Raw genomic sequence first — 25,943 nt, 5'->3', positions numbered from 1 at the left:
CTAGCGCAGCCAGAAGCCCTCGCGTTTCAGCGTGTTGCGGATCGCCTGCTCGCGGTGGGGCAGGTGGTCGCGGTCGAAAAGCGCGCGCACCTTGCGGCCGCGGTTCTGGTAGACCATCAGCCGCAGCGCCTCCCAGTCGCGCAAGGCGGGACGCAGCGCCTTGTCGCGGGCGACTGCCTCCAACACCGCGACGGCGCGGTCGCTTTCCCGCGCATAGAGGAGCGGCAGGGTGCGATAGTGGCAGGTGGCAGCGCCGTCCAGTGCGGCAAGTTCCGGCCCCGGACGGCCGCCGCCGAAGGAATGCAGCACCAGCGGCAGGGTGATCTGGTCCAGCCAGGGGAAAAGCTCCTGGCAGACCAGTTCCGCGGGCGGGTTGTCGCGGATCTCTCTGGCCCAGGCAAGGAAGCGGCCGCCGAAGCGGGACGGGCTTTCGTGGAAGAACCAGCCCGCGTTGAAGTAGAGAAAGCGTTGCCAGTAGTCCTCGGGCTGGCGCGGGTCGAGCGAGGCGTCGAAGTCCAGGCCGAAACGGTCATACAGCGATTTCCAGGTCTGGCTCGGGGTGGGCCCGTAAAGCTCCACCGCCGGCCAGGTATTCTCGCGCCGCATCGAGGCCGAGGGGCGGGAGAAGTCGAAGGCGATGGCCGAGACCGGCCCGGTGATCAGCGTATCGGTGTCCAGGAACAGGAACGGCGCCTCGGGCAGGGCCGGCAGCGCCTCGATCTTGTTGCCCTGGGGATAGTCGGCGCCGAAGACCCGCGCCTCGAAGGGCAGGATCTCGGCGCCAAGCCCGGTCAGGATCGCCCGGGCGCGGTCGGACAGGCGCGGGTCGCCCGGCCATGCGCCGCCCGGCTGCGGCTCGGCGATGAACAGGCGGCCCGGAAAGCCGGGATCGGACTGGCGCAGCGAGGCCGCGAGCAGGATCGCCTCGAACTCCAGCCGCCCGGCCTGCCCGACGGCGAGGATGTTGAAGCTCATTTCCGGGGGGTGAACCGTAGCGACAGGCAGGACATGCCGCCGTCCAGCCTGGCGCATTCCGAATTGCCGATCTCGCGCACGGTATAGCCCGCCGCCAGGATGGCGTCGCGGGTGCGGGGAAAACCGGCGGGCATCAGCACCAGGTCGTTGAAGCGGATCGTGTTGGCGGCCGCCTCCTCGCCCTCGGCGACGTCGATCACCCGGTAGCCATCGAAGCAGCCCGAGGCCGAGAGGCGCGTGGTGGACAGGATCGTGTCCACGTCCAGGAGTGAGCAGTCGGTCTTGAAATGCAGCACTCCGGGGGGCGTATGCACCTCGCGCAGCTTGTGGCCCCAGGGGGCGACCAGCCCCGCCAGCTCGGCGATGCCCGCGGCATTGGTCCGGGCCGAGCGGCCGACGAGGATCTCGCGTTCGGTGACCAGGATGTCGCCGCCCTCGATGAAGCTCTCCGCGCCGGTGATCCCGACCACCTCGCCGTAAAGCGCGCGCAGATGCGGCGCCATTTCCGCCGCCTCGCCCAGCCGCGAGGGGGCGCCGGGGCGCATGACGACCGCCCCCTGCGGCAGGCAGAGCGCGGTATCCTCGACGAAGACGCTGTCGGGATAGGTCTCCAGCGGCGGCAGTTCGATCACCCTGGCCCCGGTCTCGCGCAGGGTGGCGACATAGCTGTCGTGATGCGCCTGCATCAGCGCGAGGTCGGGGTTGCCGGTATCCACCGCGCGCAGGCCGCGCGTGATCGAGGCCGCCGGGCGGCGGGTGATGGCATGGGTGAAATGGATAGAGAAAGACATGGCGGACCCCGTGGTGTGACCGAGGGTGTCGCATTCCGGAAGCCGCGCCGCAAGAGAAAGCGCAGCGGGCTTGCGGCCCCGGCCGCAAGAGCTAGGGTGCCGGGCGGCGGGACGGACCCGCCGCTGGGGGCGGGAACCATGGCCGGCAAGGTGCAGATGCGAACCCCGCGCGACCGCCTGCGCCACGCGATCCTGTTCGAGTTGATCGCGCTGGCCCTGGTCGCGCCCCTGGGCGGATTGGTCTTCGACGTGGATGTCGGGCATTTCGGTGTGGTGGCCCTGGTCAGCACCACCCTGGCGATGCTGTGGAACTATGGCTACAACCTGGTCTTCGACGTTGCGCTGCTCCGCCTGGGCCTCGGCCTGAAGAAATCGCTGCGCCTTCGGGCCGTCCATGCAGTGCTGTTCGAGGCGGGACTGCTGATTCTCCTGGTCCCGTTCATCGCTTGGTATCTGGCGGTGCCGCTGTGGGAGGCTTTCCTGATGGACGTCTCGCTGGCCGGTTTCTACCTGGTTTACGCCTTTGCCTTCAACTGGCTTTACGACCTGGCGGTACCGCTGCCGAGCCCGGACGGCTAAAGCACCCGTGCCCGCGCAAGGCCGGTTGAGCGGGGCCGGAACCGTAGTACACCATTCGATGGAATGGTGGGCGACCCTGGAATCGAACCAGGCGTGGGTCGCCCCGGGGGAGTTACAGTCCCCTGCCGCACCTTGCAGCTCGTCGCCCGCCGGGGGTGGGTCTACCCAAGGGGGCGGGGGGCGTCAAGGGTGGTCAGGCAAGTTTTCGGCTTGCATCGGGGGGCAGGCCCGCGCAAAGGTCCCGGCTGGTTTTCATGGGGTCGGGACATGGCGGCGGGCGGAAAGAAACCGGCCTGGGTGGTCGAGAAGGAACGCGGCGAGCGGCGCGAGGCGCGGGAGACCGTCTGGCTTTTCGGCCTGCATGCGGTGCGCGACGCGCTGATGAATCCGAAGCGCGAGAAACTGCGCCTGGTGCTGACGAAGAACGCGCTCGACAAGCTGGAGGCGGCGGTCGCGGCCTCGGGGATGGCCCCGGAAGTGGTCGAGCCGCGCCGCTTCGACGTGCCGATCGACGAAGGCTCGGTCCACCAGGGCGCGGCGGTCGAGGTGAAGCCCCTGAACTGGGGCAAGTTCGCCGATGTCTGTGCGGCGGGCGAGGGCCTGCCGCTGGTGGTCCTTCTCGACCGGGTGACCGACCCGCACAACGTCGGTGCGATCCTGCGTTCGGCCGAGGTGTTCGGCGCGCGGGCCGTGATCGCGCCGAAGCACCATTCGGCGCCGGAGACGGGGGCGCTGGCCAAGACCGCGAGCGGCGCGCTGGAGCGGCAGCCCTATCTGAAGGTGACGAACCTGGCCGAGGCGATGGAAGCCCTGCGCGACATGGGCTTCACCCTGATCGGGCTGGACGGCGAGGCCCCGGTGACGCTGGATCAGGCGGTGGCGGGCGCGAACGGCAGGCCGATCGCCCTTGTCCTCGGCGCGGAAGGGCCGGGGCTGCGGGAGAAGACGCGCGAGACCTGCGACGTGCTGGCCCGCATCCCCTTTGCCGGGGCCTTCGGCAGCCTCAACGTCTCGAACGCCGCCGCCGTGTCGCTGTATGCCGCGACGCGGGGATGATCACGACTCTGCGACGGACCTTTAACCGGGCGTTCAGATTCCTAAATGACAGTAAGGAGGCACGGGACCGGAACCCCGTCCTTGACTTCACTGTCCCTCGTTCCGCGACTGGGTGCCTGGGGTAATTCCCCGGCACCCTTTTTCATTCAGGGGGTATCATGCCGACCGATTCCGAGATCCGCGAGATCCTGACCTCGACCAAGACCATCGCGCTGGTGGGCTGGTCGCCGAAACCCGATCGGCCCAGCCACCGGGTCGCCGCCTTCCTCAAGGCACGCGGCTACCGGGTGATTCCGGTCAACCCCGGCCAGGCGGGCCAGGTGGCGCTGGGCGAGACGGTGGTGGCCAGCCTGGCCGAGGCGGGGCCGGTCGACATGGTGGACATCTTCCGCCGCAGCGAGGAAGCGGGCGGCGTGGTGGACGAGGCGATTGCCGCCGGGGCCAAGGTGGTCTGGATGCAGCTGGGCGTGGTGGACGCGGCGGCGGCCGCGCGGGCCAGGGCGGCGGGGCTCAAGGCGGTGATGGACCGCTGCCCGGCGATCGAGATCCCGCGGCTGGGGCTGTAGCGCCGGGATTATTCAAAGCCCTTGACGGCTCCGGTCCGATTTCTTCGAGGAAATCGGTCAGCGCCTGGCTTTTTCGGCAATCCCCGAGGTGCCTTCGCGGCGGTCGAGTTCCGCCAGCACCTCGGCAAGGGTCACGTCGCGCGCGGCAAGCATGACGAGGAGATGGTAAAGCACATCCGCGGCCTCGGCCGTCAGGCGGGCGCGGTCGCCCTTCACCGCCTCGATGATCGCCTCGACCGCCTCCTCCCCGAACTTCTCGGCGCATTTCTCCGGCCCCTTGGCCAGCAGTTTCGCGGTCCAGGAGGTTTCCGGATCGGCCCCCTTGCGGGCAACGATGGTGGCGGCGAGACGTTCCAGGCTCATGACAACCTCACGGGGATGCCGGCGGCGGCCATGTGGGCCTTGGCCTGACCGATGGTGAAGGTGCCGAAGTGGAAGATCGAGGCGGCGAGGACGGCGGAGGCGTGGCCTTGGGTGATGCCCTCGACCAGGTGGTCCAGCGTGCCGACGCCGCCCGAGGCGATGACGGGAATGTCGACGGCATCGGCGATGGCGCGGGTGAGGGGGAGGTTGAAGCCCTGTTTCGTGCCGTCGCGGTCCATCGAGGTCAGCAGGATCTCTCCCGCCCCCTTCGCGGCGACGGTGCGGGCGAAGGCGACGGCATCGATCCCGGTGGCGCGGCGGCCGCCGTGGGTGAAGATCTCCCATTTGCCCGGCGAAACCGTCTTGGCGTCGATGGCCACCACGATGCACTGGCTGCCGAAACGGTCGGCGGCGCGGGCCACCACCTCGGGGTCGGCCACGGCGGCGGAGTTGAAGCTGACCTTGTCGGCCCCCGCCAGGAGAAGCTTGCGCACGTCCTCGGGCGTCCGCACCCCGCCGCCGACGGTCAGCGGCATGAAACATTGCTCGGCGGTGCGGGTCACGAGGTCGAGCATGGTGGCCCGGTTGTCCTCGGTCGCCATGATGTCGAGGAAGCAAAGCTCGTCGGCCCCGGCCGCATCATAGGCCTTCGCGGCCTCGACCGGGTCGCCGGCGTCGATCAGGTCGACGAAGTTGACGCCTTTCACCACGCGGCCGTCGGCCACGTCGAGGCAGGGGATGATGCGGGTCTTCAGCATGGGCACTTCCGCTTGGGTCACGTCCTTCTAGTCCGGAGGCGGGGAAAGGACCAGTGGGCTGCTCGTCGATGACTTCGTCACTCCTCGCAGGGTGATGCGACGAGGAGACGAAGTCGAACGAGGAGCAGGCGGGTCAGGCCACGAGCGCCTTCAGCGCCTGGGCCAGGTCGATCGCCCCGTCATAAAGCGCGCGGCCGGAGATGGCGCCGGCGATGACCCCGGTGTCGCGCAGCGCGATCAGGTCTTCCATGCGCGAGACGCCGCCCGAGGCGATCACCGGGATCGAGACGGCGCGGGCCAGTGCCTCGGTCGCCGCGATGTTCGGGCCCTGCATCGCGCCGTCGCGGTCGATGTCGGTGTAGATGAGCGCGGCGACGCCGGCATCCTCGAACGAGCGGGCGAGGTCGGTGGCCATCACATCGGTTTCCGTGGCCCAACCCTTGGTGGCGACGCGGCCCTTGCGGGCGTCGATGCCGACGGCGACCTTGCCGGGGAAGGCTTTCGCCGCCTCGCGCACCAGGGCGGGATCTTCCACCGCGACGGTGCCGAGAATCACGCGGGCCAGGCCCTTTTCCAGCCACATCGCGATGGTGCCCATGTCGCGGATGCCGCCGCCGAGCTGGGCGGGGACGCTGACGGCCTTCAGGATCGCCTCGACCGCGGCGGCGTTCACCGGCTGGCCGGCGAAGGCGCCGTTCAGGTCGACGAGATGCAGCCACGCGCAGCCCGCGTCCTGGAACTTCAGCGCCTGGGCGGCGGGGTCGTCGCCGAAGACGGTGGCGGCCGACATCTCGCCGCGCAGGAGACGGACGCACTGGCCGTCCTTCAGGTCGATGGCTGGGTAAAGGATCATGGCAGGCTCTCCGCTTGCGGTCGCGCCGGTCTTTGGCATGGGACGCGGGGAATGAAAAGCCGCCAGGCGCGACCCGACGTCACGCTTGATCGGTTTTGCAGCTCGCGCAAGGTCACGGGCAGGGAGATTGCGAGGAGGATGCAACATGAAGGTTTTCGCACTTGCCGCGGGCTTTGCGGTCATGGCCGGGACGGCTTTCGCCGATCCGGTCGAGGGGGTCTGGCAGACCCGGAAGGACGACAACGGCAATTTCGGCCATGTCGAGATCAGGCCCTGCGGCCCGGCCTATTGCGGCACCCTCGTCCGTGCCTTCGACGGGGCGGGCAAGGAGATCGAGAGCCCGAATGTCGGCAAGCGCATCGTCTGGGACATGGTGGCCTATCCGGACGGGCTGTATGACGACGGCAAGATCTGGTCGCCGGACCGGGACAAGACCTATAACGGTGACATGACGCTGGCCGGGGACAGCCTGAAGGTCAGAGGCTGCGTGCTGGGGATCTGCCGCGACGGCGGGACCTGGACGCGGGTGAAATAGCCGCAAGCTTCGGGTCGCGGCGGCGCGCGGCTTCTGGCATCGGGGCACCATGCGAGCGAGCGACTGGATATTGCTGTGGAGCCTGTCCCTGCTTTGGGGCGGGTCTTTCCTGTTCAACGAACTGGCCCTTGCCGGCCTGCCGCCGGTCAGTATCGTCTGGGGCCGGGTGGCGCTGGCGGCGGTGCTTCTGGTGCTGGCGGCAAGGCTTTCGGGCCAGGGGATGCCGCCCCGCCGGGTCTGGGGGGCGCTGGCGGTGATGGGGGTGCTGAACAACCTGGTGCCGTTCAGCCTGTTCGTGCTGGCGCAGGGGCAGATCACCGGGGCGCTGGCCTCGGTCCTGAATGCGACGACGCCCTTGTTCACGGTGCTGGTGGCGCATCTGGCGACGCAGGATGAACGCTTGTCGCCGATGAAGGCGGCGGGCGTGGGGCTGGGATTCGCCGGGGTGCTGGCGATGATGGCGGGCGAGGATCTGGGCGGTGCGCTGCCGGCGATGCTGGCCTGCCTGCTGGCGGCGCTGTTCTATGCGCTGGCCGGGGTCTGGGGGCGGCGGTTCCGGAGGGCAGGGGTGACGCCCTTGCAGACCGCGGCGGGGCTGGTGACGGCAAGCACGGTGATGCTGACTCCGATCTGGCTGGCACTCGACCGGCCCTGGATGCTGCCCTGGCCGGGGGCCGTGCCGGTGGCGGCGGTGGTGGCGCTGGCGTGGTTGTCCACGGCGCTGGCCTATCTCATCTACTTCCGCATCCTTGCGCGGGCCGGGGCGACGGCGATCTCGCTGGTCACCTTCCTGATTCCGTTCTCGGCGGCGGGCCTGGGCTGGCTGGTGCTGGACGAGCGGCTGGAGGCGCGGCATCTGGCCGGGCTGGCGCTGATCCTGGGCGGGCTGGCGCTGATCGAGAGGACGCGGGGACGTTGACCTTCGGAGGCGTTGACCTTGGGGGGTCGGGGGCGCAGGCTGGGGGGATGCAGCCGCAAGCCATCCTGGAGACCGCGATCTACGCCGCCGACCTGGGCGCGGCGGAGGCGTTCTATGGCGGGCTCCTGGGCCTGCCGGTGATCGTGAAGGTCCCGGGGCGGCATGTGTTCTTCCGGGTGGGCGCGGGGGTGCTGCTGGTCTTCAACCCCGATGCGACCGGGCATCCGTCCGGCAATCCGGCGCTGCCGGTGCCGGTGCATGGCGCGCGGGGGCCGGGCCATGTCTGCTTTGCCGCCAGCCGGGAGGAGATCGCAAACTGGCGCGCGCGGTTCGGCGCAGCGGGCCTGGCGGTGGAGGCCGAGTTCGATTGGCCGAACGGGGCGCGCTCGCTTTACCTGCGCGATCCGGCGGGGAATTCGGTGGAATTCGCCGAACCCCGGCTGTGGGAGAGCTAGCCGAAGATCGACCAGCCGGTGCGCCGAGCCAGCATCTCCAGCGCCTCGGTGCCGAGCTGGGAGTTGCCCTGCGCGTTCAGCCCCGGCGACCAGACCGCGATCGAGGCGCGGCCGGGGGCGATGGCAAGGATGCCGCCGCCGACGCCGGACTTGCCGGGCAGGCCGACCCGGAAGGCGAACTCGCCCGAGCCGTCGTAATGGCCGCAGGTCAGCATCAGCGCGTTGATCCGGCGCACGCGCTCGGGCGCGATCAGGTGCTGGATCCCGGCCAGGAAGCGGCCGGCGCGGGCCAGTTGCTCGACCGTCATCGCGATGGCGCATTGGTGGAAATAGGCGCCCAGCACCAGCTCGGGCGGGTTCATCAGGTTGCCCTGCGCCTTCAGGAAATGCGCCAGCGCGAAATTGCGGTGGCCGGTCTCGGTTTCCGACCGCGCGACCTTGCCGTCGATGTGGATACCCTCGTCACCCGCGGCGGTGCGGACGAAGCTGAGGAGTTCCGCCAGATATTCGCGGGGCGCGCGCCTGCCCAGGGCGGCGTCGGCGGTGACGATGGCGCCGGCGTTGACGAAGGGGTTGCGCGGGATGCCGCCCTCGTTCTCGAGCTGCAGGATCGAGTTGAAGGCCAGGCCCGAAGGCTCGCGACGGACGCGTGTCCAGAGCTGGTCGCCAAGACGGCCAAGCGCGATAGCCAGGCCGAAGACCTTGGAGATCGACTGGATCGAGAAGGCCGTGGCGCTGTCCCCGGCCGAAAGCTGCGCGCCGTCGGCCAGGCAGACCGAGATGCCGAACTGGTCGGGGGCGACGGCGGCAAGCTCGGGGATGTATTCGGCCACGCGGCCCCGTTCGCTGCGCTCTGCCATCTCGGCCGCAATCTCGGCCAGATGCTGCGCCAGCGCCCCGGTCACGGCGTCCAGCGCAGGAAGTTTCCGATCAGGTGCAGGCCGGCGGCCTGGCTTTTCTCGGGGTGGAACTGGGTGCCGACGATGTTGTCGCGGCCGACGATCGCCGTGATCGGCCCGCCATAGTCGCAATGCGCCAGGAGATGCGCGGGGTCGGTGGCGCGGAAATGGTAGGAGTGGACGAAATAGGCGTGGTCGCCGGTTGCGATCCCCTCCAGCACCGGGTGCGGCCGGTCCAGGATCAGGTCGTTCCAGCCCATGTGCGGGACCTTGAGCGCGCGGTCGGCGGGTTCGATCCTGACCACGTCGCCGGGAATCCAGCCGAAGCCCTCGGTCAGGCGGTATTCGTGGCCGCGCGAGGCCAGCATCTGCATGCCGACGCAGATGCCGAGAAAGGGACGGGCCTTGCGGATGACGGCCTCCTCGATCGCCTCGAACAGCCCGCCATAGGCGCCGAGCGCCGCGCGGCAGGCAGGGAAGGCGCCATCGCCCGGCAGGACGATGCGGTCGGCGCGGGCCACGTCCTCGGGCCGGGAGGTCACCAGGATCTCGCCGCCGCCCACCTCGGCCGCCATGCGCTGAAAGGCCTTTTCGGCGGAGTGCAGGTTGCCGGAATCATAATCGACGAGGGCGGTCAGGGGCATGGGTCTGGTCTCTGGGTGCTGCAAGCATTTGCGAGAATTCTTGCAGATCTATTCAGGAAGATGCGCGCGGCCGTCACAGGGCGCCCTTGGTCGAGGGAAGCGCGTCGCCAAGACGGGGATCGGTTTCCACCGCCTCGCGCAGGGCGCGGGCGACGGATTTGAAGGCGGCCTCGGCGATATGGTGGCTGTTGAAGCCATGAGCCTTGTCCACATGCAGCGTGATGCCGCCATGGGTGGAGAGGGCCTGGAAGAACTCGCGCACCAGCTCGGTGTCGAAACTGCCGATCTTCGGGGTCGGGAAATCGACGGTCCAGATCAGGTATGGCCGGGCCGAGAGGTCCAGCGCGCAGGCAATCTGCGCGTCGTCCATCGCCAGACGGAAATGGCCATAGCGGCGGATGCCGCGCTTGTCGCCAAGCGCCTTCGCCAGCGCCTGGCCGATGGCGATGCCCACATCCTCGACCGTGTGGTGGTCGTCGATGTGCAGGTCGCCCTTGGCGCGCACCGTCAGGTCGATCAGGCTGTGCCGGGCAAGCTGGTCCAGCATGTGATCGAAGAAGCCCACGCCGGTCTGGCAGTCATGCCGGCCGGTGCCGTCGAGGTCCAGCTTGACCGTGATCGCGGTCTCGGCGGTGGTGCGGGTGATCTCGGCCTGGCGCATCGGCAATCTCCGGCGGTTGCCAGATGGCTGGTAAACCCTTGGGCGCGCTGCGGCAAGACCCGCGGGAAAGCAGAAGGGCGCCCCGCTGGCTGGTCCGACTGGAACGGGCGATGAGATTCGAACTCACGACCCAAAGTTTGGCAAGATTGCACTGAACGGCCGCCAGAGTATCAGAGAACGCGAGAAAATGCTATAAATCATGTAGTTAAGTCGGATAGTGTTCGCTGCCGCTCGTGCGCGACGCCACACCGACCCGATGCAGCAGACGCATCTGTTGCAGTGCTGTGATCTTGGCGTCGCTTCGCTGTCATCCCCACCTGCTACCGCCTGTTCAGTCTCCCCGGAACAGGACGTCACCCTGATGAAGCACCTATTCACCCCCGGCCTGCTTGCCATCGGCCTTGCCACTGCCCCCCCGCTTGCGGCGCAGGATGCAATCCGCTTCGCCGTCACCGATATCGACGGGATGGAGGCACTGCAGCGCGAGATGGGGCCCTTCAAGGATGCGTTCGAGGCCGCCTCGGGCCTGAAGGTCGAGTTCTTTCCGGTCTCGGGCCGCACCGTTGCGGTCGAGGCGATGGCGGCGGAGCAGGTCGATTTCGTGCTGACCGGCCCGGCGGAATATGTCGTCTTCAACGCCCGTCTCGACGCCCGGCCCGTGGTCACCTGGGTGCGGCCCGACTATTACTCCACCGTCGTCGTGCTGGACGAGAGCCCGGTCGAGGCGTCCGTCGACCTGAAGGGCCAGATGATCTCGTTCGGCGAGATCGGCTCGACCTCGCAGCACCTCGGTCCGGTCGATCTGCTGGCCAAGGCCGGCCTGACCTATGCCGTGGACTACCAGCCCGTATTCCTGAACCGCAACGTCGCCGTCGAGGCGCTGATCAAGGGCGAGATCGCCGGGATCGGCCTGAACCGGACCCATATCGACAGTATCACCGAGAAGTTCCCCGACCAGAAGTTCCGCGTCCTGGTGAAGGGTGACCAGCTTCCGGATGACATCCTGCTCGCCTCGGCCAAGGTGCCGCCCGAGGTGGTGGAGACCGTCAGAAAGACCTTCACCGACCACGGCGAGGAGATCCTGGCGGCACTGATCAGCACGGAAGAGAACGCCAAATATGCCGGCGGCAAGTTCGACCCGACCGTGACGAATGCCGACTACGACGTGGTGCGGAAGATGTTCGAGAACATCGGCATCACCGAGTTCACCGAGTTCGTGGGCGAGTGAGCCGCCGATGAACGCGCCTCTCCCCCCGCAGGCGCTGGCCGGTTCTGCCCTGGCAGAGCCGGTCCTTTCCGTCGCGGGCCTGACCAAGGATTTCTCGGGTCGCCCGGTGCTGCGGGGCCTCGATTTCGCCCTTGCGCCCGGGCAGGCAACGGCCCTGATCGGCGCGAACGGATCCGGCAAGTCCACGCTCCTGCGCTGCCTGGTCCGGCTGGTCGAGCCGACCTCGGGCCGGGTCCGGCTTCTTGGCCGCGACATGACCGCCCTGCCGCCCCGCGCGCTGCGGCAGGTCCGGGCCGAGGTCGGCATCGTCTGGCAGCGCCACAACCTCGTCCCCCGGCTTTCGGCCCTGTCGAACGTCATCCACGGCGCGCAAGCCCGGATGTCCGGCCCCCGCATGTGGGTGCAGTCGCTCGCCCCGGCGACCGTGAGGGACGAGGCCATGTCCTGCCTCGGCCGCGTGGGCCTTGCCGACCGCGCCCTGGCGCGTGTCGACAGCCTTTCCGGCGGCCAGCAGCAGCGCGTCGCCATCGCCCGGATGCTGATGCAGCGCCCCGCCGTCATCCTGGCCGACGAGCCCGACGCCAGCCTCGATCCCCAGACCGGGGAGGAGGTCATGTCCCTCCTCCTGAACCTCGTCCGCCAGGAGGGCCTCTCGCTCCTCGTCATCTCGCACCGGCTGGAGCATGCCTTGCGCTACTCCGACCGCATCCTCGGCCTGGCGAACGGCCGGATCGCGCTTGACACCGCGACCGGCCGCGCCAACCCCGCCAGTCTCCGGCAGTTCTTCGATCAGGCGGAGGCCGCATGACCGCGCTTGCCCCCACCCGTTTCCAGCATCGCAGTCTGCTGGAATATGCCGCGCTCCTGGCCGTGCTGGCCCTGGTCGTGACCTCGCTCGCCGCCACCGCCCCCGCGCCGGACAAGCTTGGCAGCGGGATCGCCCGGCTGTTCGCGCCCTCGGGTCTCCTGACCCGGATGTTCCCGCCGGACTTCGCCCGCATCGTCCCCATCGGCTGGAAACTTCTCGAAACCCTGCAGATGGCCGTCGCCGGCTGCTTCCTGGGCCTGATCCTTGCACTCCCCTTCGCCATCCTCGCCACCGACCGCCTGTCGCCGCATCCCCTGGTCCGCCACGCTGCCCGCGCGCTCATCGCGCTTTTCCGCACCGTGCCCGACCTCGTCTGGGCGATCATCTTCATCATCATCGTCGGCCTTGGCCCCGCCGCCGGAGTCATGGCGATCATGGTCGACAAGATCGGTTTTGCCGGCCGCTTCTTCGCCGAGGCGATGGAGGAAACCGATCCCGGCCCGCAGGACGCGCTGCGCGCCATCGGGGCCTCGCGGCTGGGCCTCATCGGCTCTGCCGTGATCCCGGCCTGCCTGCCGTCCTTCACCGCCACGTCCCTGTTCGCGCTGGAAAAATCCGTGCGCGGATCGGCAGCCCTGGGCCTGGTCGGGGCAGGGGGCACCGGGGTGGACCTCAAGGTGGCCTTCGACCTCTTCAACTACGACGAGGCCCTTGCGATCATCCTGATGATGCTCGCCCTCGTCATCGCCGTCGAGCAAGGCTCGGGCTGGATCCGCAGGAAGCTGATATGACCGACACCGCCACCGCCTATCGCTACTGGAACACCGAATGGCAGAAGGCCGATGGCAGTTCGCCCTGGGCCATGCCTGAACCCTGGGTCATGAACCATGCCTCGACCCTTGCGCCGGGGTCTCGCATCCTGGACCTCGGTGCCGGGATCGGCCGCCACGCGCTTGCCTTGGCCGCGATGGGCCACCAGGTGACGGCGCTTGATGCGGCCGGGGCCTCAACCGCCGCAGTCGCCGCCGCCGCCTTCACCAGGGGGCTTGCCGTCGAAACCGTCGAGGCCCCGATGACGGAATTGCCCTTCGATACCGCCTTCTTCGACCATGTGCTTGCCTGGAACGTGATCTACCACGGTGACGAATCCGTCGTCCGCCGCACGATCTCCGAAGTGGCCCGCGTCACCCGTCCCGGCGGCAGCTTCATGGCCACCATGCTCTCTGCCCGCCGCCTGCCCGTCGAACAGGCCAAGGCCAGGGGCCGCGAGATCAGCCGCAACACCTGGGTCTTCGAGGGTGAGGGCGACAAGATCCACCCGCACTATTTCTGCACCGCGCCGGACCTTCTTTCGCTCCTGTGGGGCTTCGAGGTTTTCACCCTTTTCGACCGGCCGCACGAAAAGCCCGGTTCCTGGCACTGGCATCTTCTGGCGGAGCGTCTGGCATGACTGCTGAACTGATCGAAGGCGCGCGCGTCATCCTGGAAGACCGGATCGAGACCGCTTCCGTCCGGATCGAGGACGGCCGCATCACCGGCATCGACGTCGCCCGCGACGGCGCGGCGGTGATTCCGGCCAGGGGTCGCCTTCTTGCTCCGGCCTTCGTCGACATCCACGGTGACGCCTTCGAGCGCCAGCTCATGCCCCGCCCCGGCGTCATGGTCCCGGTGGAAACCGCGCTTCTGGAGACCGACCGCCAGCTTGCGGCCAACGGAATCGCCACCGCCTACCACGCCCTGACCCTGTCCTGGGAGCCCGGTCTTCGCAGCGTCGATACCGGCTGGCAGGTCGTCCGCGCGCTGGAGAGGCTTCGCCAGCGCCTGACCGCAGACAACCGCATCCAGCTGCGCTGGGAAACCTTCTGCCACGAGGCCGAGCCGCTGATCGCCCATGTTCTCTCGGGGGCCGACCGACCGGCCTTGGCATTCAACGACCATACGACCTCGATGCTGCTGCACCCGGACGTCCCGGTCCAGGACCGGCCCTTCGACCAGGCCGATCCCTATCCGGTGACATCCTTCGAAGCCCCGCGCTTCCTGAAGAAGATGCAGGACCAGGCCCGCCGCGCGCATGTCTCGCCCGAGGAATATGTGGCGCTGCTGACCGGGGTGTGGAGCCGTCGGGCTGAGGTGCCGGCGCATATCGCGCGCGTTTCGGCCCTGGCCCTCGCGCGGAACGTGCCGATGCTGTCCCACGACGACAGCCAGGCCGAAACCCGCGGCTATTACCGGGGGCTGGGCGTGACGGTCGCCGAATTCCCGATGCACGAGCGGGTATTCCTCGCTGCGCGCGAGGCGGGCGATCACATCGTCCTTGGTGCGCCGAACGCGATGCGAGGCGGCAGCCACCTCGGCAGCCCCGGCGCGGCCGGGATGATCGCGCGGGGCCTTTGCGACATCCTCGCCTCGGACTACTTCTACCCCGCCATGCTGGGGGCGATGGTGCGGCTGCACGCCGACCGCGTTGCGCCCCTGCAATCGCTCTGGAAGCTCGTCTCGCTGAACCCGGCCCGCGCGATGGGCCTGACCGACCGGGGCCGCATCGCTCCGGGCCAGCGCGCCGATCTTCTGCTCCTCGACTGGCCCGCAGGTCAGGCTCCGGCCCCGCTGCGCACCTGGGTTTCGGGCCGACCCGGCTATTCCGCCCTGCCGCTTCTTCCCCAGCCCGAACCTGCCTTCTAGGAGGCATCCGATGTTCGATGCGCTCGCCAATTTCGCCGCGCCGCCCGCCGCGCCTGCCCCCGAGGAGGTCTGCGACTGGCCGCGCCACATCAGGTGGCAGGCGCGTCACACAAGCTTCACCCAGCCTTCGGCAGCCTGTCACATCCCGCCGCTACCACCGTCCCAGACGCAAAGCGAATGGAACACAGATGCTGGATGTGCAGGGCGTGACGCGGATGTTCGGCCAGAAGGCCGCCGTCGACAACATCAGCTTCCGTATCGAAGGCCCCGCCTTCGTCGGCATCATCGGCCGCTCCGGGGCCGGGAAATCCACCTTCCTGCGCATGATGAACCGGCTTCTCGACGCCACCTCCGGCGAGATCCGGGTCGAGGGCCGCAACGTCCTGTCGCTGACGGGCGCCGAGGCCCGCGCCTGGCAGTCCCACTGCGCGATGATCTTCCAGCAGTTCAACCTCGTGCCGCGGATGGACGTCGCCTCGAACGTCCTGCACGGCATCCTGAACCGCCGCTCCACGCTCCAGACCATGTTCAACCTCTGGCCCCGCGCCGACATCCTGCGCGCGCTGGAGATCCTCGACCGGCTCGGCATCGCCGAGCAGGCCACCAAACGGGCCGAGGCGTTGTCCGGCGGCCAGCAGCAGCGCGTCGCCATCGCCCGCGCCCTGATGCAGGACCCGAAGATCATTTTGGCCGACGAGCCCATCGCCAGCCTCGACCCGATGAACGCCCAGGTCGTCATGGACACGCTGAAGCGCATCAACGTGGAAGACGGCCGCATGGTCATCGCCAACCTCCATACCCTCGATACCGCACGCCGCTACTGCGACCGGGTGATCGGGATGCGCGACGGCCGCATCGTCTTTGACGGCACGCCCGACCAGCTGTCCACCGGCGTCGCCCGCGACATCTACGGCGCGGACGCCAGCTTCAACGAAGCGGCCACCTCCACCTCGATCCCCACCGACACCGGCCCGGACCGCAGCTACGCGGACCTGATGCTGTCGTGACCCGCCCGCTCATCATCCGGCCTTCGGGCCTCAACCTCATGGAGACCCCATGCAAAAGCTGCTGACTGCTACCGCCCTGACCGCGCTCCTTGGTTCTGCCGCGACCGCGCAGGAGATCAAGGAATTCAACATCGGCATCCTCGGCGGCGAGAACGCCCAGGACCGCCTGACCTCGAACGAATGCTTCCGCGCCAGGATCGAGGCGGAACTCGGCGTCCCGGTCAAGCTCTTCACCCCCGCCGATTATGACGGCGTGATCCAGGGCCTGCTCGGCGGCACGCTCGACTATGCCTGGCTCGGCGCCTCGGGCTATGCCAAGGTCTACCTGACCGACCCCGAGGCCGTGGAAGTCAAGCTGACCAAGCAGAACATCGACGGCTCGACCGGCTACTATTCCATCGGCTTCACCCGCAAGGACAGCGGCATCACCTCGATGGAAGACGCCAAAGGCAAGGTCTTCGCCTTCGCCGATCCGAACTCGACCTCGGGCTATCTCGTCCCCGGCGCGGAACTCGCCGCCGAATACGGCGACCTCAAGTCCTACTTCGGCGAAGTGAAGATGTCCGGCGGGCATGAGCAGACCATCGTCGGCGTGGCCAACGGCGATTTCGACGCGGGCGTCAGCTGGGCCGACGGCCTTGGCAACTGGGAAGACGGCTACAACTCGGGCGCCTTCCGCAAGGCCGCCGACGCGGGCGTCGTCGACATGTCGAACCTGGTGGAGATCTGGCGCTCCGCCCTGATCCCGGAAGGCCCGATGGTCGTTCGCAAGGCCCTGCCGCAGGACGTCAAGGACAAGGTGACCCAGCTGACCGCCGACCTCTGGGAAACCGACCCCGAATGCGCCTATGCCGTCGCCGCCGGCGAGGCCAAGGACTTCGTTCCGGTCGAACATTCGGCCTATGACGGCATCCTCGCCGCCCGCAAGATGCAGGAAGGCACCTGAGCCATCCTCCCGGCCGGACCCCGATGCTCCCCGGGGTCCGGCCTCCTCCTATTTGCGGATCCTCTGATGGTTGATGCAGCTTTCGGCCCCGAGCCGGGCCAACGCCCGAACCTTGCCGACCCCCGCGAGGCCTATCTGGAGATGGTGCGGCGCAAGCGGATGTATGGCGGCATCCTGCTGGTGGTGTTCATCGCCCTCATGGCCTCGGGCTGGAGTCTGGCCGAGGACCGCAACGCCGGCAGCTTCCTGCGCGGCCTGGACCAGATCTTCGCCTTCCCCTCGGAGGTCCTCTCCGAAGCCTGGGAAAAGCGCGCGTTCCTTCCCGCGATCTTCCGGGACCACATTCCCGCCCTGATCGAGACGCTGAACATTGCCGCCGTCGCCACCTTGCTCGGCGCGCTTATGGCCATGCCTCTCTCGCTTCTCGCCACACGCGGCCTTGCCCGCTGGCCCGCCCTGATCCCGGTCTTCCGACGCAGCATGGACGCCCTGCGCGCGATGCCGGAAATCGTCATCGCACTGGTGCTGATCTATATCCTTGGCGGCGGCCCGGTTCCCGCCGTCATCGCCATCGCGCTGCATACCGGCGGCGCCCTTGGGAAACTCTTCTCGGAAGCCGCCGAAAATGCCGACTTCAAGCCCGTCGAGGGCCTCGCCTCCGTCGGGGCCAACTGGTCGCAGCGCATGTGGCTGGGCATTGTCCCCCAGGTCGCGCCGAACTGGCTCAGCTACGCGCTCCTGCGATTCGAGATCAACGTCCGCGCCAGTGCCATCCTCGGATTCGTGGGCGAAGGCGGGATCGGCCACGACCTGAAGCTGGCGATGCAATGGGGGCAGGGACGCTATGATGAGGTCGTCGCGATCTTCTTCCTTCTCTTCCTCGCCATCGTCGCGATCGACCGGATTTCCGACCACTACCGCCACAAGCTGGTGAAGGGGCACTAGGCCATGACCATGACCGCGACTGCCCCGTCCCTGTCCGAGACCGTCACCGCCAGTTTTGGCCGCAAGCGCCGCCTGACTTTCGCCATTCCCGCCGCGGTCCTGGCCTATCTCGTCTGTGCAGCGATCAGCTTCGACATCGCGGGTCTGGTGCAGCGCGCCAGGTTCGACAATGCCGCAATTCTTTTGTCCGACTTCTGGTCCCACAAGACCCACGTCACCCGCGACAACCGCTCGGGCGATGTGGTGGTGGCGATCGAGGGCGAGAACAAGGGCACCTACCCGCGGGACAAGCTGCCCGACTGGGTCGCCATCGCCGGGCCGGTCACGACCATCGACTTGGGGCAGGGCCATGTCGTCACCTACGACGATCAGGGCGCGCGCTATGTCGTCCCCGGCTACGGCACCGTCGACATCCGCCCCGAAGGCGGCAAGCCGGTCCTGACCGCCCCGGAACCGATTCCCGGCTGGATTTCCGTGTCAGAGAACAAGGTCAGTGTCACCACGGATGCAGGCCGCTTCAGCTATTCCCGCGCCAAGGTCGAGACCTTCAAATACGAAGCGGGCTGGGAGCGTTGGTTCTTCACCCTCGACAGCCCCTTCTACGGCAAGGGTTTCGGCGAACTCCTTGGCCTCGCCGTCTCGGGCGACCGGATCGACCCGGCCCGGTCGAACCTCGGCTACATGGCCAGCGAGTTCTGGACCAACAAGATGTGGCGGCACGGCGACGTCGCCTGGGCGATCTTCGAGACCATCCTGATGGCCTTCCTCGGCACGATGACCGCCGCGCTGGTGGCCCTGCCGCTTGGGTTCCTCGCGGCGCGGAACTTCAACCCGCTCGGCCCCCTGCGCTTTGCCGCCCGCCGGGTCTTCGACTTCATCCGCGGCGTGGACGGGCTGATCTGGACCATCATCCTTTCCCGCGCCTTCGGTCCCGGCCCGATGACCGGCGCCATCGCCATCGCGCTGACCGATACCGGCACCTTCGGCAAGACCTTCTCCGAGGCGCTGGAGAACATCGACGAGAAGCAGGTCGAGGGAATCCGGTCCACCGGCGCGAACAGCCTGCTGCGCGCCCGCTTCGGGGTCATCCCGCAGATCACGCCGGTCCTGCTCTCCCAGGTGCTTTACTACCTGGAATCCAACACCCGCAGCGCCACCGTGATCGGGGCCATCGTCGGCGGCGGCATCGGGCTCTTGCTGACACAGGCGATTATCACCCAGAAGGACTGGGAGGAAGTGGCCTACTACATGGTCCTGATCGTGCTGATGGTCATGCTGATGGACAGTCTCTCGGGCTGGCTGCGGCGCAAGCTGATCAAGGGCGCCTGAGCCATGCCGTGGTCACCAGGGACGTGCCTTCCTGCATGATCATGGCCGGCATTCCGGCCCAACCGCTGCGCCCCCGCCTCCCGCCCGGCATAGCCGACCGAACGACCGGCTGCGCGCCGCCCTGCCGGATTTCCGCGCGCTGAAGGCCGGGGAATTCCTGGAGGAGTATCAGGGCAGATCGGCGACCGTCAGCGTCACCCGCTCGCCCGCAAACCAGGTCATGCCGTACTCCACGGGCACGCCCTTCGGGTCCACGTTTACCGCCATTGTCCGCAGCACCGGCGCCCCCGGCCGGACCGCCAGCGCCAGCGCCAGCACCGGGTCCGCCAGCTGGGCCGTCAGCCGCGTCTCGGCCCGGGTATAGTCGGGCAGGCCCGCGGCCGCGAGGGCCTGGGTGATGGATCCGGACTCCTGCACAAGGGCCAACAGGCCGGGAAACCGCGCCGCCGGAAAGACCGAACGGAAGGCCGCGATCGGTTGTCCGTCGGCCATGGACACACCTTCCACCACATGCACGGCGTCGCCGGTCCTTACCCGAAGCGCGCGTGCTTCCTCGGCGTCGCAGGGCCGTGTCTCGGCCCGGCCGATCCGGCGCGAGGGAGTCCGGCCGGCGGCAATGACGTTCTGATGGAAACGGACCCGGCGCCCCAGCGGGTAGTCCGTCGGACGCTGGGCCACAAAGACGCCGGCACCGCGCCGCGAATGCAACAGACCCCGTTCGGCAAGCGCCGCAAGGGCATGGCGTATGGTGTGCCGGTTGACCCCGAACCGCGCGGCAAGGGCGGCCTCGGTCGGCAGCTTGTCTCCGGGGCGGTAGTGGCCGGTGCCGATTTCAGAACTCAGCGTGGCGGCGATGGCGGACCAGAGCGAGTCTTTGATCAAGCGTTTCTCCTGTCATGAAAATTTCACAACTCTCCGGTTGGACCGAAGCCGTCCATTGGGTATAAGTTGTATAGTTGTATAGAACACTGGACAACCCCCTCAACCTGTCGAGATGCAGATGACCGACGCCTCCCCATTTGCCCGCAAGTCCTGGATGGCAACGCTCGCCAAGGCCTCGCCCGCGCGGCTGGCCGGGCTTTTCCCCGACCTTCCCGCGCATACCGTCCTGCGCCATCCCGAGATCGGCGCGGTGATGGTGCGCGGCCGGATCGGGGGCACCGGCTCCGCCTTCAACCTGGGCGAGATGACGGTGACGCGCGCGTCGGTGCGGCTTGCGTCGGGAGAGGTCGGGCACGCCTGGGTCCAAGGCCGCGACAAGGACCATGCGCTGCGGGCGGCGGCGGTGGATGCGCTCATGCAGACCGACCGTGCCGCCGACCTGACCGCAAGCCTGCTGCGCCCGCTCGCAGCGGAGTCCGGGGCCGCAAGGGACCTTCGCGCGGCAAAGGCGGCCGCGACCAAGGTCGATTTCTTCACCATGGTCCGGGGGGAAGACAAATGACCCCCGCCCAGGCCTCCGTCACGCTCGGGGGCGGCTTCACCGATGCTCCCGTCCAGTCCGCCCGCGCCTTCCGCGAGATTCTCGAGGCGTTGGCTCGGCCCGGCACGATCCGCCGGGTCTCGGGCGCGACGCCGCCCGCCCCGCTTTCCATCGCCGCCGGCGTAGCCCTCCTGGTCCTGACCGACCCGACCACGGCTCTCCATCTGTCAGGTCGGGTCGATTGCCCGGACGTGCGCGACTGGATCGCTTTCCACATCGGCGCGCCGCTTGTCGCGGCCGAGGACGCCGATTTTGCCCTCGGCCCCTGGGAGGCGCTTCACCCCGTGTCACGCTTCAGGATCGGCCAGCCTGACTATCCCGACCGCTCGGCCACGCTGATCGTCGAATGCGACCAGTTGGCGACCCGGGGGCCGATGCTGACCGGGCCGGGGATCGAGACGGCAACCAGGCTGAACCTGCCCGAGACGGCCGCCTTCCGCGCCAACCGGGCGCTGTTCCCGCTGGGCTTCGACACGCTTTTCACCGCCGGCGACCGCATCGCCGGTCTGCCCCGATCCACCCGCGTGGAGGCGATCTGATGTATGTGGCCGTCAAGGGTGGCGAACGCGCCATCGACAATGCGCACCAGTGGCTGGCCGAGGAGCGGCGGGGCGACCCAGCGGTGCCCGAACTGACCATTCCGCAAATCCGCGAGCAGATGAAGCTTGCGGTGAACCGGGTCATGGCCGAGGGCTCGCTCTACGATCCCGACCTCGCGGCGCTGGCGATCAAGCAGGCGCGGGGCGATCTGATCGAGGCGGTGTTCCTGATCCGCGCCTACCGCACGACGCTGCCGCGCCTTGCGGGCTCGCGTCCGGTGGATACCGGCGCGATGGCGGTGGGCCGGCGCATTTCGGCGACCTTCAAGGACGTGCCGGGCGGGCAGGTGCTGGGGCCGACCTTCGACTACACGCATCGGCTGCTGGACTTTGCTCTGATGGCCGAGGGCGTGCCCCCCATCTCCTCCCCACAAGGGGGAGGGGAGGTTCCCGGTTCCACGGTCTTGCGCCACGCCGACGCCGAAGCGCCTCCCTCCCCCCTCGTGGGGGAGGGATGGGGTGGGGGGGCATCGCGCGTTCCCCATGTCACGAGCTTCCTCAACCGCGACGGCCTGATCGAGACCGCCGAACCCTCTGACGCCACTCCCCCCGACCTGACCCGCGAGCCGATGGAGCTTCCCGCCGACCGGGCGCTGCGCCTGCAGGCGCTGGCGCGGGGGGACGAGGGCTTCGTCCTCTCCATGGCCTATTCCACCCAGCGCGGCTATGGCCGGACCCACGCCTTCGTGGGCGAGCTGCGCATCGGCACCGTGGCGGTGGAAGTGGACATCCCCGAGTTGGGTTTCGCCGTCGAGATCGGCGAGATCGAGTTGACCGAATGCGAGACGGTGAACCAGTTCAAGGGCAGCCGCAGCGAGCCGCCGCAGTTCACCCGGGGATACGGTCTGGTGATGGGCCAGTCCGAACGCAAGGCCATCGCGATGAGCCTCGTCGAGCGTGCCTTGCGCTGGCAGGAGCTGGGCGAGGATTTCACCGGCGCCCCGGCGCAGGACGAGGAATTCGTCCTGATGCATTGCGACAACATCCAGGCCACCGGGTTCCTGGAACACATCAAGCTGCCGCACTACGTCGACTTCCAGGCCGAGCTGGAACTGGTCCGCAAGCTCAGGACCGAGGCGATGGCGATGCAGGAGGCGGCGGAATGAGAGACCCGGCCCTACTTCAGCCGCCACGCGATCCAGAGCGCAATGGCGATGCCGATGGCAGAGATGATGACGGTCGGCGCGTCCATTCGAGGTCCCCCTGCGAAGGAAAGTCGAAATGACCGAGCTTTGTTCCACCGCCGCGACGGCGTCCGCCTACAACTTCGCCTATCTGGACGAGCAGACCAAGCGGATGATCCGCCGGGCGATCCTGAAGGGCATCGCGGTGCCGGGCTATCAGGTCCCCTTCGCCAGCCGCGAGATGCCGATGCCCTATGGCTGGGGCACGGGCGGGGTGCAGGTGACGGCGGCCTGCCTGGTGCCCGAGGACCGGCTCAAGGTCATCGACCAGGGGGCGGACGACACCACGAACGCCGTCAGCATCCGCCGCTTCTTCCAGCGCACCGCCGGAGTCGCCGTGACCGAGGCCACAGCGGAGGCGACCGTGATCCAGACCCGCCACCGCATCCCCGAGACGCCGCTGACCGAGGGCCAGATCCTCGTCTACCAGGTCCCGATCCCCGAACCCCTGCGTTTCCTGGAACCGCGCGAGACCGAGACGCGGAAGATGCACGAACTGGAGGAATATGGGCTGATGCATGTGAAGCTGTACGAGGATATCGCGCGGCACGGCCAGATCGCGACCAGCTACGCCTATCCGGTCAAGGTAGAGGGGCGCTATGTGATGGACCCTTCGCCGATCCCCAAGTTCGACAACCCGAAACTGTCGGGCAACCCGGCGATCCAGCTGTTCGGGGCGGGACGCGAACAGCGGATCTACGCCCTGCCGCCCTGGACCGAGGCCGTGAGCCTCGATTTCGACGACCACCCGTTCGAGACCTCGAAGGCCCCGCATGACTGCGATCTCTGCGGCGCGAAGGACAGTTACCTGGACGAGGTGATCACCGACGACGCAGGCGGGCGGATGTTCGTCTGTTCCGACACCGATTTCTGTGCGGGGCGGCGGGCGAAAGGTCACGCGGGACGGTTGGGCGGGGACCAAAAGTCTTCGAAGACTTTTGCAAATTCCTTCGAAGGAATTTGGCCTGAAACGGAGGGCGCGCGATGACAATCCAGACCGGCATCACGGCCACGCCGCTGCTGCAGGTCGAGGGCCTGACCAAACGCTACGGCCCCCGTATCGGCTGCGCGGATGTCTCCTTCGACCTCTACCCGGGAGAGGTGCTGGGGATCGTCGGCGAAAGCGGCTCGGGCAAGTCGACGCTGCTGTCCTGCCTCGCCGGACACCAGCACCCCGATCTGGGCCGCATCGCCTATGGCGGGTGCGACGTGCTTGGCATGAGCGAGACCGACCGCCGGCGGCTGTCGCGCACCGACTGGGCCTATGTCCACCAGAACCCGCGCGACGGGTTGCGGATGGGGGTCTCGGCGGGCGGCAACGTGGGCGAACGGCTGATGGCCGTGGGCGCGCGGCACTATGGCCAGATCCGCGGCAAGGCGCTGGACTGGCTGGGCCGGGTCGAGATCGCCGAGGATCGGGTGGACGACCGGCCCTCGGCCTTTTCCGGCGGGATGCAGCAGCGGCTCCAGATCGCCCGGAACCTGGTGACCTCGCCGCGCCTCGTGTTCATGGACGAACCGACCGGCGGCCTCGACGTCAGCGTGCAGGCGCGGCTTCTGGACCTGTTGCGCGGGCTGGTGCGGGACCTCGGGCTGTCGGTGATCATCGTCACGCATGACCTCGCCGTCGTCCGGCTGCTCGCCCACCGGCTGATGGTGATGAAATCCGGCCGCGTGGTGGAGCAGGGCCTGACCGACCAGGTGCTGGACGACCCGCAGCACGCCTATACCCAGCTTCTCGTCTCCTCCGTCCTGCAGGTGTAAGCCCATGATCCGCATCGAGAACCTGTCGAAGTCCTTCACCCTCCACAACCAGGGCGGCGCGATGATCCCGGTGATGGCGGGGGCGAGTCTCACCGTCGCCCCGGGAGAGTGCGTCGGCCTTACCGGCCAGTCCGGCGCGGGGAAATCCACGCTGATGCGGATGGTCTACGGCAACTACCTTGCCGCCGGGGGCCGCCTGATCGTCGGCGACCTGGACGTGGCCCAGGCCGAGCCGCGCGAGATCATCGCGCTGCGTCGGCACAGGCTCGGCTATGTCAGCCAGTTCCTCCGCGTCGTGCCGCGCGTTCCCACGCTGGACGTGGTGGCCGAGCCGCTGCTCGCCCTCGGCGTACCGGCAGCCGAGGCCCGCGACAGTGCCGCGATCCTGCTGAAGCGCCTCAACATCCCCGAGCGGCTCTGGTCCCTTTCGCCGACCACCTTCTCGGGCGGCGAGCAACAGCGGGTCAACATCGCCCGGGGCTTCGCCCATGCCTATCCCGCGCTCCTCCTCGACGAGCCCACCGCCAGCCTCGACGCCGCCAACCGCGAGGTGGTGCTGATGCTGATCGAGGAAGCCAAGGCCCGTGGCGCGGCGATCCTGGGCATCTTCCACGATGAGGCCGCCCGCGCGCGGGTCTGCGACCGGCTGGTCGATGTGACCGGCTTCACTCCGGGGGCTGCGGCATGATCTTCGCCATCGTCGGCCCCTCGGGCGCGGGCAAGGATACGCTGATCCGGGGGGCGCTGGCTGCCCGACCCGACCTGCGCCTCGTCCGCCGCGTCATCACCCGTCCGACCGAATCCGGGGGCGAGGACTTCGACGGCGTCACGCCCGAGGAGTTCGCCCGCCGCCAGAGCCTTGGCCACTTCGCCCTGACCTGGGAGGCGCATGGCCTGTCCTACGGCATCCCGAGGGACCAGATCACCGGCCCCGGCGATGTGATCTTCAACGGCAGCCGTGCGGCGCTGCCCGAGGCCGCGCAGGTCTTTCCCGGCCTGCGCGCGATCCTGGTCACCGCGCCCGACATCCTGTTGGCCGTCCGCCTGGCCGCCCGGGGCCGCGAGACGGCACAGGACATCCGCAGCCGCCTGTCCCGCGCCTCGTTCGAGATGCCCGCGGGCATCGCCTTCCGGACGGTGATCAACGACGCGAGCCCGGAGATTGGCATCGCGCGGCTTCTGGCGGCGCTTCAGCCGGTGAGGGCGTAGCGATGCAAGAGGTGAAAGCGTCCGGACCCGTCCTCGCCGAAAAGGCACAGGTCCTCGACCACGAAGGGGCGCGGCAGGACCGGATCGAAGAAGGCCTCCAGCGCGACCCGGGCGGGTTCCGGCCTCTCCAGCCGGTCGGTCAGGGTAAGATGGAAGCGGAATTCCTCCATCACATGCGGATAGCCCCAGCGATCCAGCAACTCGCGCTGGCGCGGCGACAGGCGGTCGGGGCGTCGGCGGGCGATCTCGGCCCCGGTCAGGGGTGCCCGCAGGCTGTTCGTCCCCTCGACGACCGCCGCGCCGAGGTCCAGCAGGGCCGCCTCGCAGCCGAGCGGCGTCAGCGCGACGAAACCGTGCAGCACCTCCACGCGCAGCCCTTCACAGATGACGGGCGCAAGGCGCGCGGCGAGGTCCGAGACGGTGGCGCGGATCCGGTCCTCGCCTATACCCTCCGCCGGGCGGAACGGTGCCCGGATCGTGCCGTGAAAGCCGTAGCGGCGCGGTTCGGAGGTAATGTCGCGGGGGTCGCCGATGGCCGGCAGCACCGGCTGCGGCAACTCGCGGCGGCTGCCCGGCTCACGGCCCAGCCAGTCGTTCGCCCGGAAGGCGAAGGCCCCCTCGCGCGGGGCGTAATAGATTGCATAGCGTTGCATCGGATCCATGCGCGGAGAGGTAGCCGGGTTTTGTCACACCAGTGTGACGGGG

The 25,943-nt window shown here is 68.5% G+C and carries 32 protein-coding genes and 1 tRNA gene; 22 read left to right on the top strand and 11 right to left on the bottom strand.

Annotated features, from left to right (window positions below; genetic code table 11):
• Entirely contained in the window at nt 1–975 is a 975-nt protein-coding gene (locus ACE3UA_RS01690) for a hypothetical protein (protein WP_374641849.1), read from the bottom strand.
• A complete protein-coding gene (locus ACE3UA_RS01685) occupies nt 972–1,766 on the bottom strand; it encodes a dimethylarginine dimethylaminohydrolase family protein (protein WP_374641847.1) in 795 nt (264 codons plus the stop codon). The genes ACE3UA_RS01690 and ACE3UA_RS01685 overlap by 4 nt, the downstream gene beginning before the upstream one ends.
• A 138-nt stretch (nt 1,767–1,904) precedes the next feature.
• Here ACE3UA_RS01685 and ACE3UA_RS01680 point away from each other — a divergent pair, with 138 nt between their 5' ends.
• The gene (locus tag ACE3UA_RS01680) at nt 1,905–2,345 is read left to right on the top strand and encodes a PACE efflux transporter (protein ID WP_374641845.1); all 441 of its coding nucleotides are present in this window, start codon (nt 1,905–1,907) and stop codon (nt 2,343–2,345) included.
• 64 nt (nt 2,346–2,409) lie between these two features.
• Here ACE3UA_RS01680 and ACE3UA_RS01675 read toward each other — a convergent pair.
• Nucleotides 2,410–2,493, bottom strand: a tRNA-Tyr gene (locus ACE3UA_RS01675).
• Nucleotides 2,494–2,612: 119 nt separating this feature from the next.
• On the opposite strand from ACE3UA_RS01675, the gene rlmB reads away from it, so the two are divergent.
• Both rlmB and ACE3UA_RS01665 read left to right on the top strand, forming a co-directional pair.
• Entirely contained in the window at nt 2,613–3,401 is a 789-nt protein-coding gene (rlmB, locus tag ACE3UA_RS01670; RefSeq protein ID WP_374641843.1) for a 23S rRNA (guanosine(2251)-2'-O)-methyltransferase RlmB, read from the top strand.
• Between the two features lie 158 nt (nt 3,402–3,559).
• Nucleotides 3,560–3,967, top strand: a complete 408-nt coding sequence (locus ACE3UA_RS01665; RefSeq protein WP_374641841.1) for a CoA-binding protein — start codon at nt 3,560–3,562, stop codon at nt 3,965–3,967.
• A 57-nt stretch (nt 3,968–4,024) separates the two neighbouring features.
• Here the strand turns inward: ACE3UA_RS01665 and ACE3UA_RS01660 are convergent, their stop codons facing one another.
• The 3 genes from ACE3UA_RS01660 to hisA form a co-directional block, all read right to left on the bottom strand.
• Nucleotides 4,025–4,330, bottom strand: coding sequence for a phosphoribosyl-ATP diphosphatase (locus tag ACE3UA_RS01660; protein ID WP_374641839.1), 306 nt, complete (start codon nt 4,328–4,330; stop codon nt 4,025–4,027).
• On the bottom strand, nt 4,327–5,088 hold the full coding sequence (gene hisF / locus ACE3UA_RS01655) for an imidazole glycerol phosphate synthase subunit HisF (RefSeq protein WP_374641837.1): 762 nt from the start codon (nt 5,086–5,088) through the stop codon (nt 4,327–4,329). Before hisF ends, ACE3UA_RS01660 begins: the two co-directional genes overlap by 4 nt.
• A gap of 133 nt (nt 5,089–5,221) precedes the next feature.
• Nucleotides 5,222–5,941 (bottom strand): 1-(5-phosphoribosyl)-5-[(5-phosphoribosylamino)methylideneamino]imidazole-4-carboxamide isomerase, encoded by a 720-nt coding sequence (gene hisA, locus ACE3UA_RS01650; RefSeq protein WP_374641835.1) that lies wholly within the window; start codon nt 5,939–5,941, stop codon nt 5,222–5,224.
• A gap of 145 nt (nt 5,942–6,086) precedes the next feature.
• Here hisA and ACE3UA_RS01645 point away from each other — a divergent pair, with 145 nt between their 5' ends.
• The 3 genes from ACE3UA_RS01645 to ACE3UA_RS01635 are packed head-to-tail and all read left to right on the top strand — an operon-like array spanning nt 6,087 to nt 7,850.
• Nucleotides 6,087–6,476, top strand: a complete 390-nt coding sequence (locus tag ACE3UA_RS01645) for a DUF2147 domain-containing protein (RefSeq protein ID WP_374641833.1) — start codon at nt 6,087–6,089, stop codon at nt 6,474–6,476.
• 49 nt (nt 6,477–6,525) lie between these two features.
• Nucleotides 6,526–7,395 carry a DMT family transporter gene (locus ACE3UA_RS01640; protein ID WP_374641831.1) on the top strand — a complete coding sequence of 290 codons (870 nt, stop codon included), beginning with the start codon at nt 6,526–6,528 and terminating at the stop codon, nt 7,393–7,395.
• Between the two features lie 47 nt (nt 7,396–7,442).
• Nucleotides 7,443–7,850: a VOC family protein gene (locus ACE3UA_RS01635; RefSeq protein ID WP_374641829.1), complete on the top strand. Its 408-nt coding sequence runs from the start codon at nt 7,443–7,445 to the stop codon at nt 7,848–7,850.
• On the opposite strand, the gene ACE3UA_RS01630 is transcribed toward ACE3UA_RS01635, so the two are convergent.
• From ACE3UA_RS01630 to hisB, 3 genes are all read right to left on the bottom strand, one after another.
• Nucleotides 7,847–8,764, bottom strand: a complete 918-nt coding sequence (locus ACE3UA_RS01630) for a glutaminase (RefSeq protein WP_374641933.1) — start codon at nt 8,762–8,764, stop codon at nt 7,847–7,849. The two genes, ACE3UA_RS01635 and ACE3UA_RS01630, sit on opposite strands and share 4 nt — an antisense overlap.
• Nucleotides 8,752–9,393: an imidazole glycerol phosphate synthase subunit HisH gene (gene hisH / locus ACE3UA_RS01625; protein WP_374641827.1), complete on the bottom strand. Its 642-nt coding sequence runs from the start codon at nt 9,391–9,393 to the stop codon at nt 8,752–8,754. The genes ACE3UA_RS01630 and hisH overlap by 13 nt, the downstream gene beginning before the upstream one ends.
• Nucleotides 9,394–9,466: 73 nt before the next feature.
• Nucleotides 9,467–10,054: an imidazoleglycerol-phosphate dehydratase HisB gene (gene hisB / locus ACE3UA_RS01620; RefSeq protein ID WP_374641825.1), complete on the bottom strand. Its 588-nt coding sequence runs from the start codon at nt 10,052–10,054 to the stop codon at nt 9,467–9,469.
• A 361-nt stretch (nt 10,055–10,415) separates the two neighbouring features.
• Here hisB and ACE3UA_RS01615 point away from each other — a divergent pair, with 361 nt between their 5' ends.
• The 9 genes from ACE3UA_RS01615 (at nt 10,416) to phnE (ACE3UA_RS01575) (ending at nt 18,999) form a co-directional block, all read left to right on the top strand.
• Nucleotides 10,416–11,282, top strand: coding sequence for a PhnD/SsuA/transferrin family substrate-binding protein (locus ACE3UA_RS01615; RefSeq protein ID WP_374641823.1), 867 nt, complete (start codon nt 10,416–10,418; stop codon nt 11,280–11,282).
• Between the two features lie 7 nt (nt 11,283–11,289).
• Nucleotides 11,290–12,090: a phosphonate ABC transporter ATP-binding protein gene (locus tag ACE3UA_RS01610; RefSeq protein ID WP_374641821.1), complete on the top strand. Its 801-nt coding sequence runs from the start codon at nt 11,290–11,292 to the stop codon at nt 12,088–12,090.
• Nucleotides 12,087–12,881, top strand: a complete 795-nt coding sequence (gene phnE, locus ACE3UA_RS01605) for a phosphonate ABC transporter, permease protein PhnE (protein ID WP_374641819.1) — start codon at nt 12,087–12,089, stop codon at nt 12,879–12,881. The genes ACE3UA_RS01610 and phnE (ACE3UA_RS01605) overlap by 4 nt, the downstream gene beginning before the upstream one ends.
• Nucleotides 12,878–13,540 carry a class I SAM-dependent methyltransferase gene (locus ACE3UA_RS01600; RefSeq protein ID WP_374641817.1) on the top strand — a complete coding sequence of 221 codons (663 nt, stop codon included), beginning with the start codon at nt 12,878–12,880 and terminating at the stop codon, nt 13,538–13,540. The genes phnE (ACE3UA_RS01605) and ACE3UA_RS01600 overlap by 4 nt, the downstream gene beginning before the upstream one ends.
• On the top strand, nt 13,537–14,772 hold the full coding sequence (locus ACE3UA_RS01595; RefSeq protein ID WP_374641815.1) for an alpha-D-ribose 1-methylphosphonate 5-triphosphate diphosphatase: 1,236 nt from the start codon (nt 13,537–13,539) through the stop codon (nt 14,770–14,772). The genes ACE3UA_RS01600 and ACE3UA_RS01595 overlap by 4 nt, the downstream gene beginning before the upstream one ends.
• A gap of 188 nt (nt 14,773–14,960) precedes the next feature.
• A complete protein-coding gene (gene phnC / locus ACE3UA_RS01590) occupies nt 14,961–15,779 on the top strand; it encodes a phosphonate ABC transporter ATP-binding protein (RefSeq protein WP_374641813.1) in 819 nt (272 codons plus the stop codon).
• Between the two features lie 49 nt (nt 15,780–15,828).
• The gene (phnD, locus tag ACE3UA_RS01585; protein ID WP_374641811.1) at nt 15,829–16,725 is read left to right on the top strand and encodes a phosphonate ABC transporter substrate-binding protein; all 897 of its coding nucleotides are present in this window, start codon (nt 15,829–15,831) and stop codon (nt 16,723–16,725) included.
• 66 nt (nt 16,726–16,791) lie between these two features.
• Entirely contained in the window at nt 16,792–17,670 is an 879-nt protein-coding gene (gene phnE / locus ACE3UA_RS01580) for a phosphonate ABC transporter, permease protein PhnE (protein WP_374641809.1), read from the top strand.
• Nucleotides 17,671–17,673: 3 nt separating this feature from the next.
• Entirely contained in the window at nt 17,674–18,999 is a 1,326-nt protein-coding gene (gene phnE / locus ACE3UA_RS01575; protein ID WP_374641807.1) for a phosphonate ABC transporter, permease protein PhnE, read from the top strand.
• A 168-nt stretch (nt 19,000–19,167) separates the two neighbouring features.
• Here phnE (ACE3UA_RS01575) and phnF read toward each other — a convergent pair whose 3' ends face one another.
• Nucleotides 19,168–19,881, bottom strand: coding sequence for a phosphonate metabolism transcriptional regulator PhnF (gene phnF, locus ACE3UA_RS01570; RefSeq protein WP_374641805.1), 714 nt, complete (start codon nt 19,879–19,881; stop codon nt 19,168–19,170).
• Nucleotides 19,882–19,993: 112 nt separating this feature from the next.
• On the opposite strand from phnF, the gene phnG reads away from it, so the two are divergent.
• From phnG to phnN, 7 genes are all read left to right on the top strand, one after another.
• The gene (gene phnG, locus ACE3UA_RS01565; protein WP_374641803.1) at nt 19,994–20,443 is read left to right on the top strand and encodes a phosphonate C-P lyase system protein PhnG; all 450 of its coding nucleotides are present in this window, start codon (nt 19,994–19,996) and stop codon (nt 20,441–20,443) included.
• Nucleotides 20,440–21,021 carry a phosphonate C-P lyase system protein PhnH gene (gene phnH, locus ACE3UA_RS01560; RefSeq protein ID WP_374641801.1) on the top strand — a complete coding sequence of 194 codons (582 nt, stop codon included), beginning with the start codon at nt 20,440–20,442 and terminating at the stop codon, nt 21,019–21,021. Before phnG ends, phnH begins: the two co-directional genes overlap by 4 nt.
• Nucleotides 21,021–22,187, top strand: a complete 1,167-nt coding sequence (locus ACE3UA_RS01555) for a carbon-phosphorus lyase complex subunit PhnI (protein WP_374641799.1) — start codon at nt 21,021–21,023, stop codon at nt 22,185–22,187. Before phnH ends, ACE3UA_RS01555 begins: the two co-directional genes overlap by 1 nt.
• Nucleotides 22,188–22,302: 115 nt before the next feature.
• Complete coding sequence (locus tag ACE3UA_RS01550) at nt 22,303–23,253, top strand: alpha-D-ribose 1-methylphosphonate 5-phosphate C-P-lyase PhnJ (RefSeq protein WP_374641797.1); 951 nt, start codon at nt 22,303–22,305, stop codon at nt 23,251–23,253.
• A complete protein-coding gene (gene phnK, locus ACE3UA_RS01545) occupies nt 23,250–24,029 on the top strand; it encodes a phosphonate C-P lyase system protein PhnK (RefSeq protein WP_374641795.1) in 780 nt (259 codons plus the stop codon). Before ACE3UA_RS01550 ends, phnK begins: the two co-directional genes overlap by 4 nt.
• A gap of 4 nt (nt 24,030–24,033) precedes the next feature.
• Nucleotides 24,034–24,717: a phosphonate C-P lyase system protein PhnL gene (phnL, locus tag ACE3UA_RS01540; protein WP_374641793.1), complete on the top strand. Its 684-nt coding sequence runs from the start codon at nt 24,034–24,036 to the stop codon at nt 24,715–24,717.
• Nucleotides 24,714–25,238, top strand: a complete 525-nt coding sequence (phnN, locus tag ACE3UA_RS01535) for a phosphonate metabolism protein/1,5-bisphosphokinase (PRPP-forming) PhnN (RefSeq protein WP_374641791.1) — start codon at nt 24,714–24,716, stop codon at nt 25,236–25,238. Before phnL ends, phnN begins: the two co-directional genes overlap by 4 nt.
• Here phnN and ACE3UA_RS01530 read toward each other — a convergent pair.
• Nucleotides 25,220–25,891 (bottom strand): DUF1045 domain-containing protein, encoded by a 672-nt coding sequence (locus ACE3UA_RS01530; protein ID WP_374641789.1) that lies wholly within the window; start codon nt 25,889–25,891, stop codon nt 25,220–25,222. The genes phnN and ACE3UA_RS01530 overlap by 19 nt on opposite strands.
• Nucleotides 25,892–25,943 lie beyond the last annotated feature (52 nt).

The sequence above is a fragment of the Tabrizicola sp. genome (genome assembly GCF_041919135.1).
Classification (GTDB): domain Bacteria; phylum Pseudomonadota; class Alphaproteobacteria; order Rhodobacterales; family Rhodobacteraceae; genus Tabrizicola.
The sequence above is the reverse complement of the archived record's forward strand: the minus strand, read 5'-3'. Positions and strand labels throughout refer to the sequence as shown.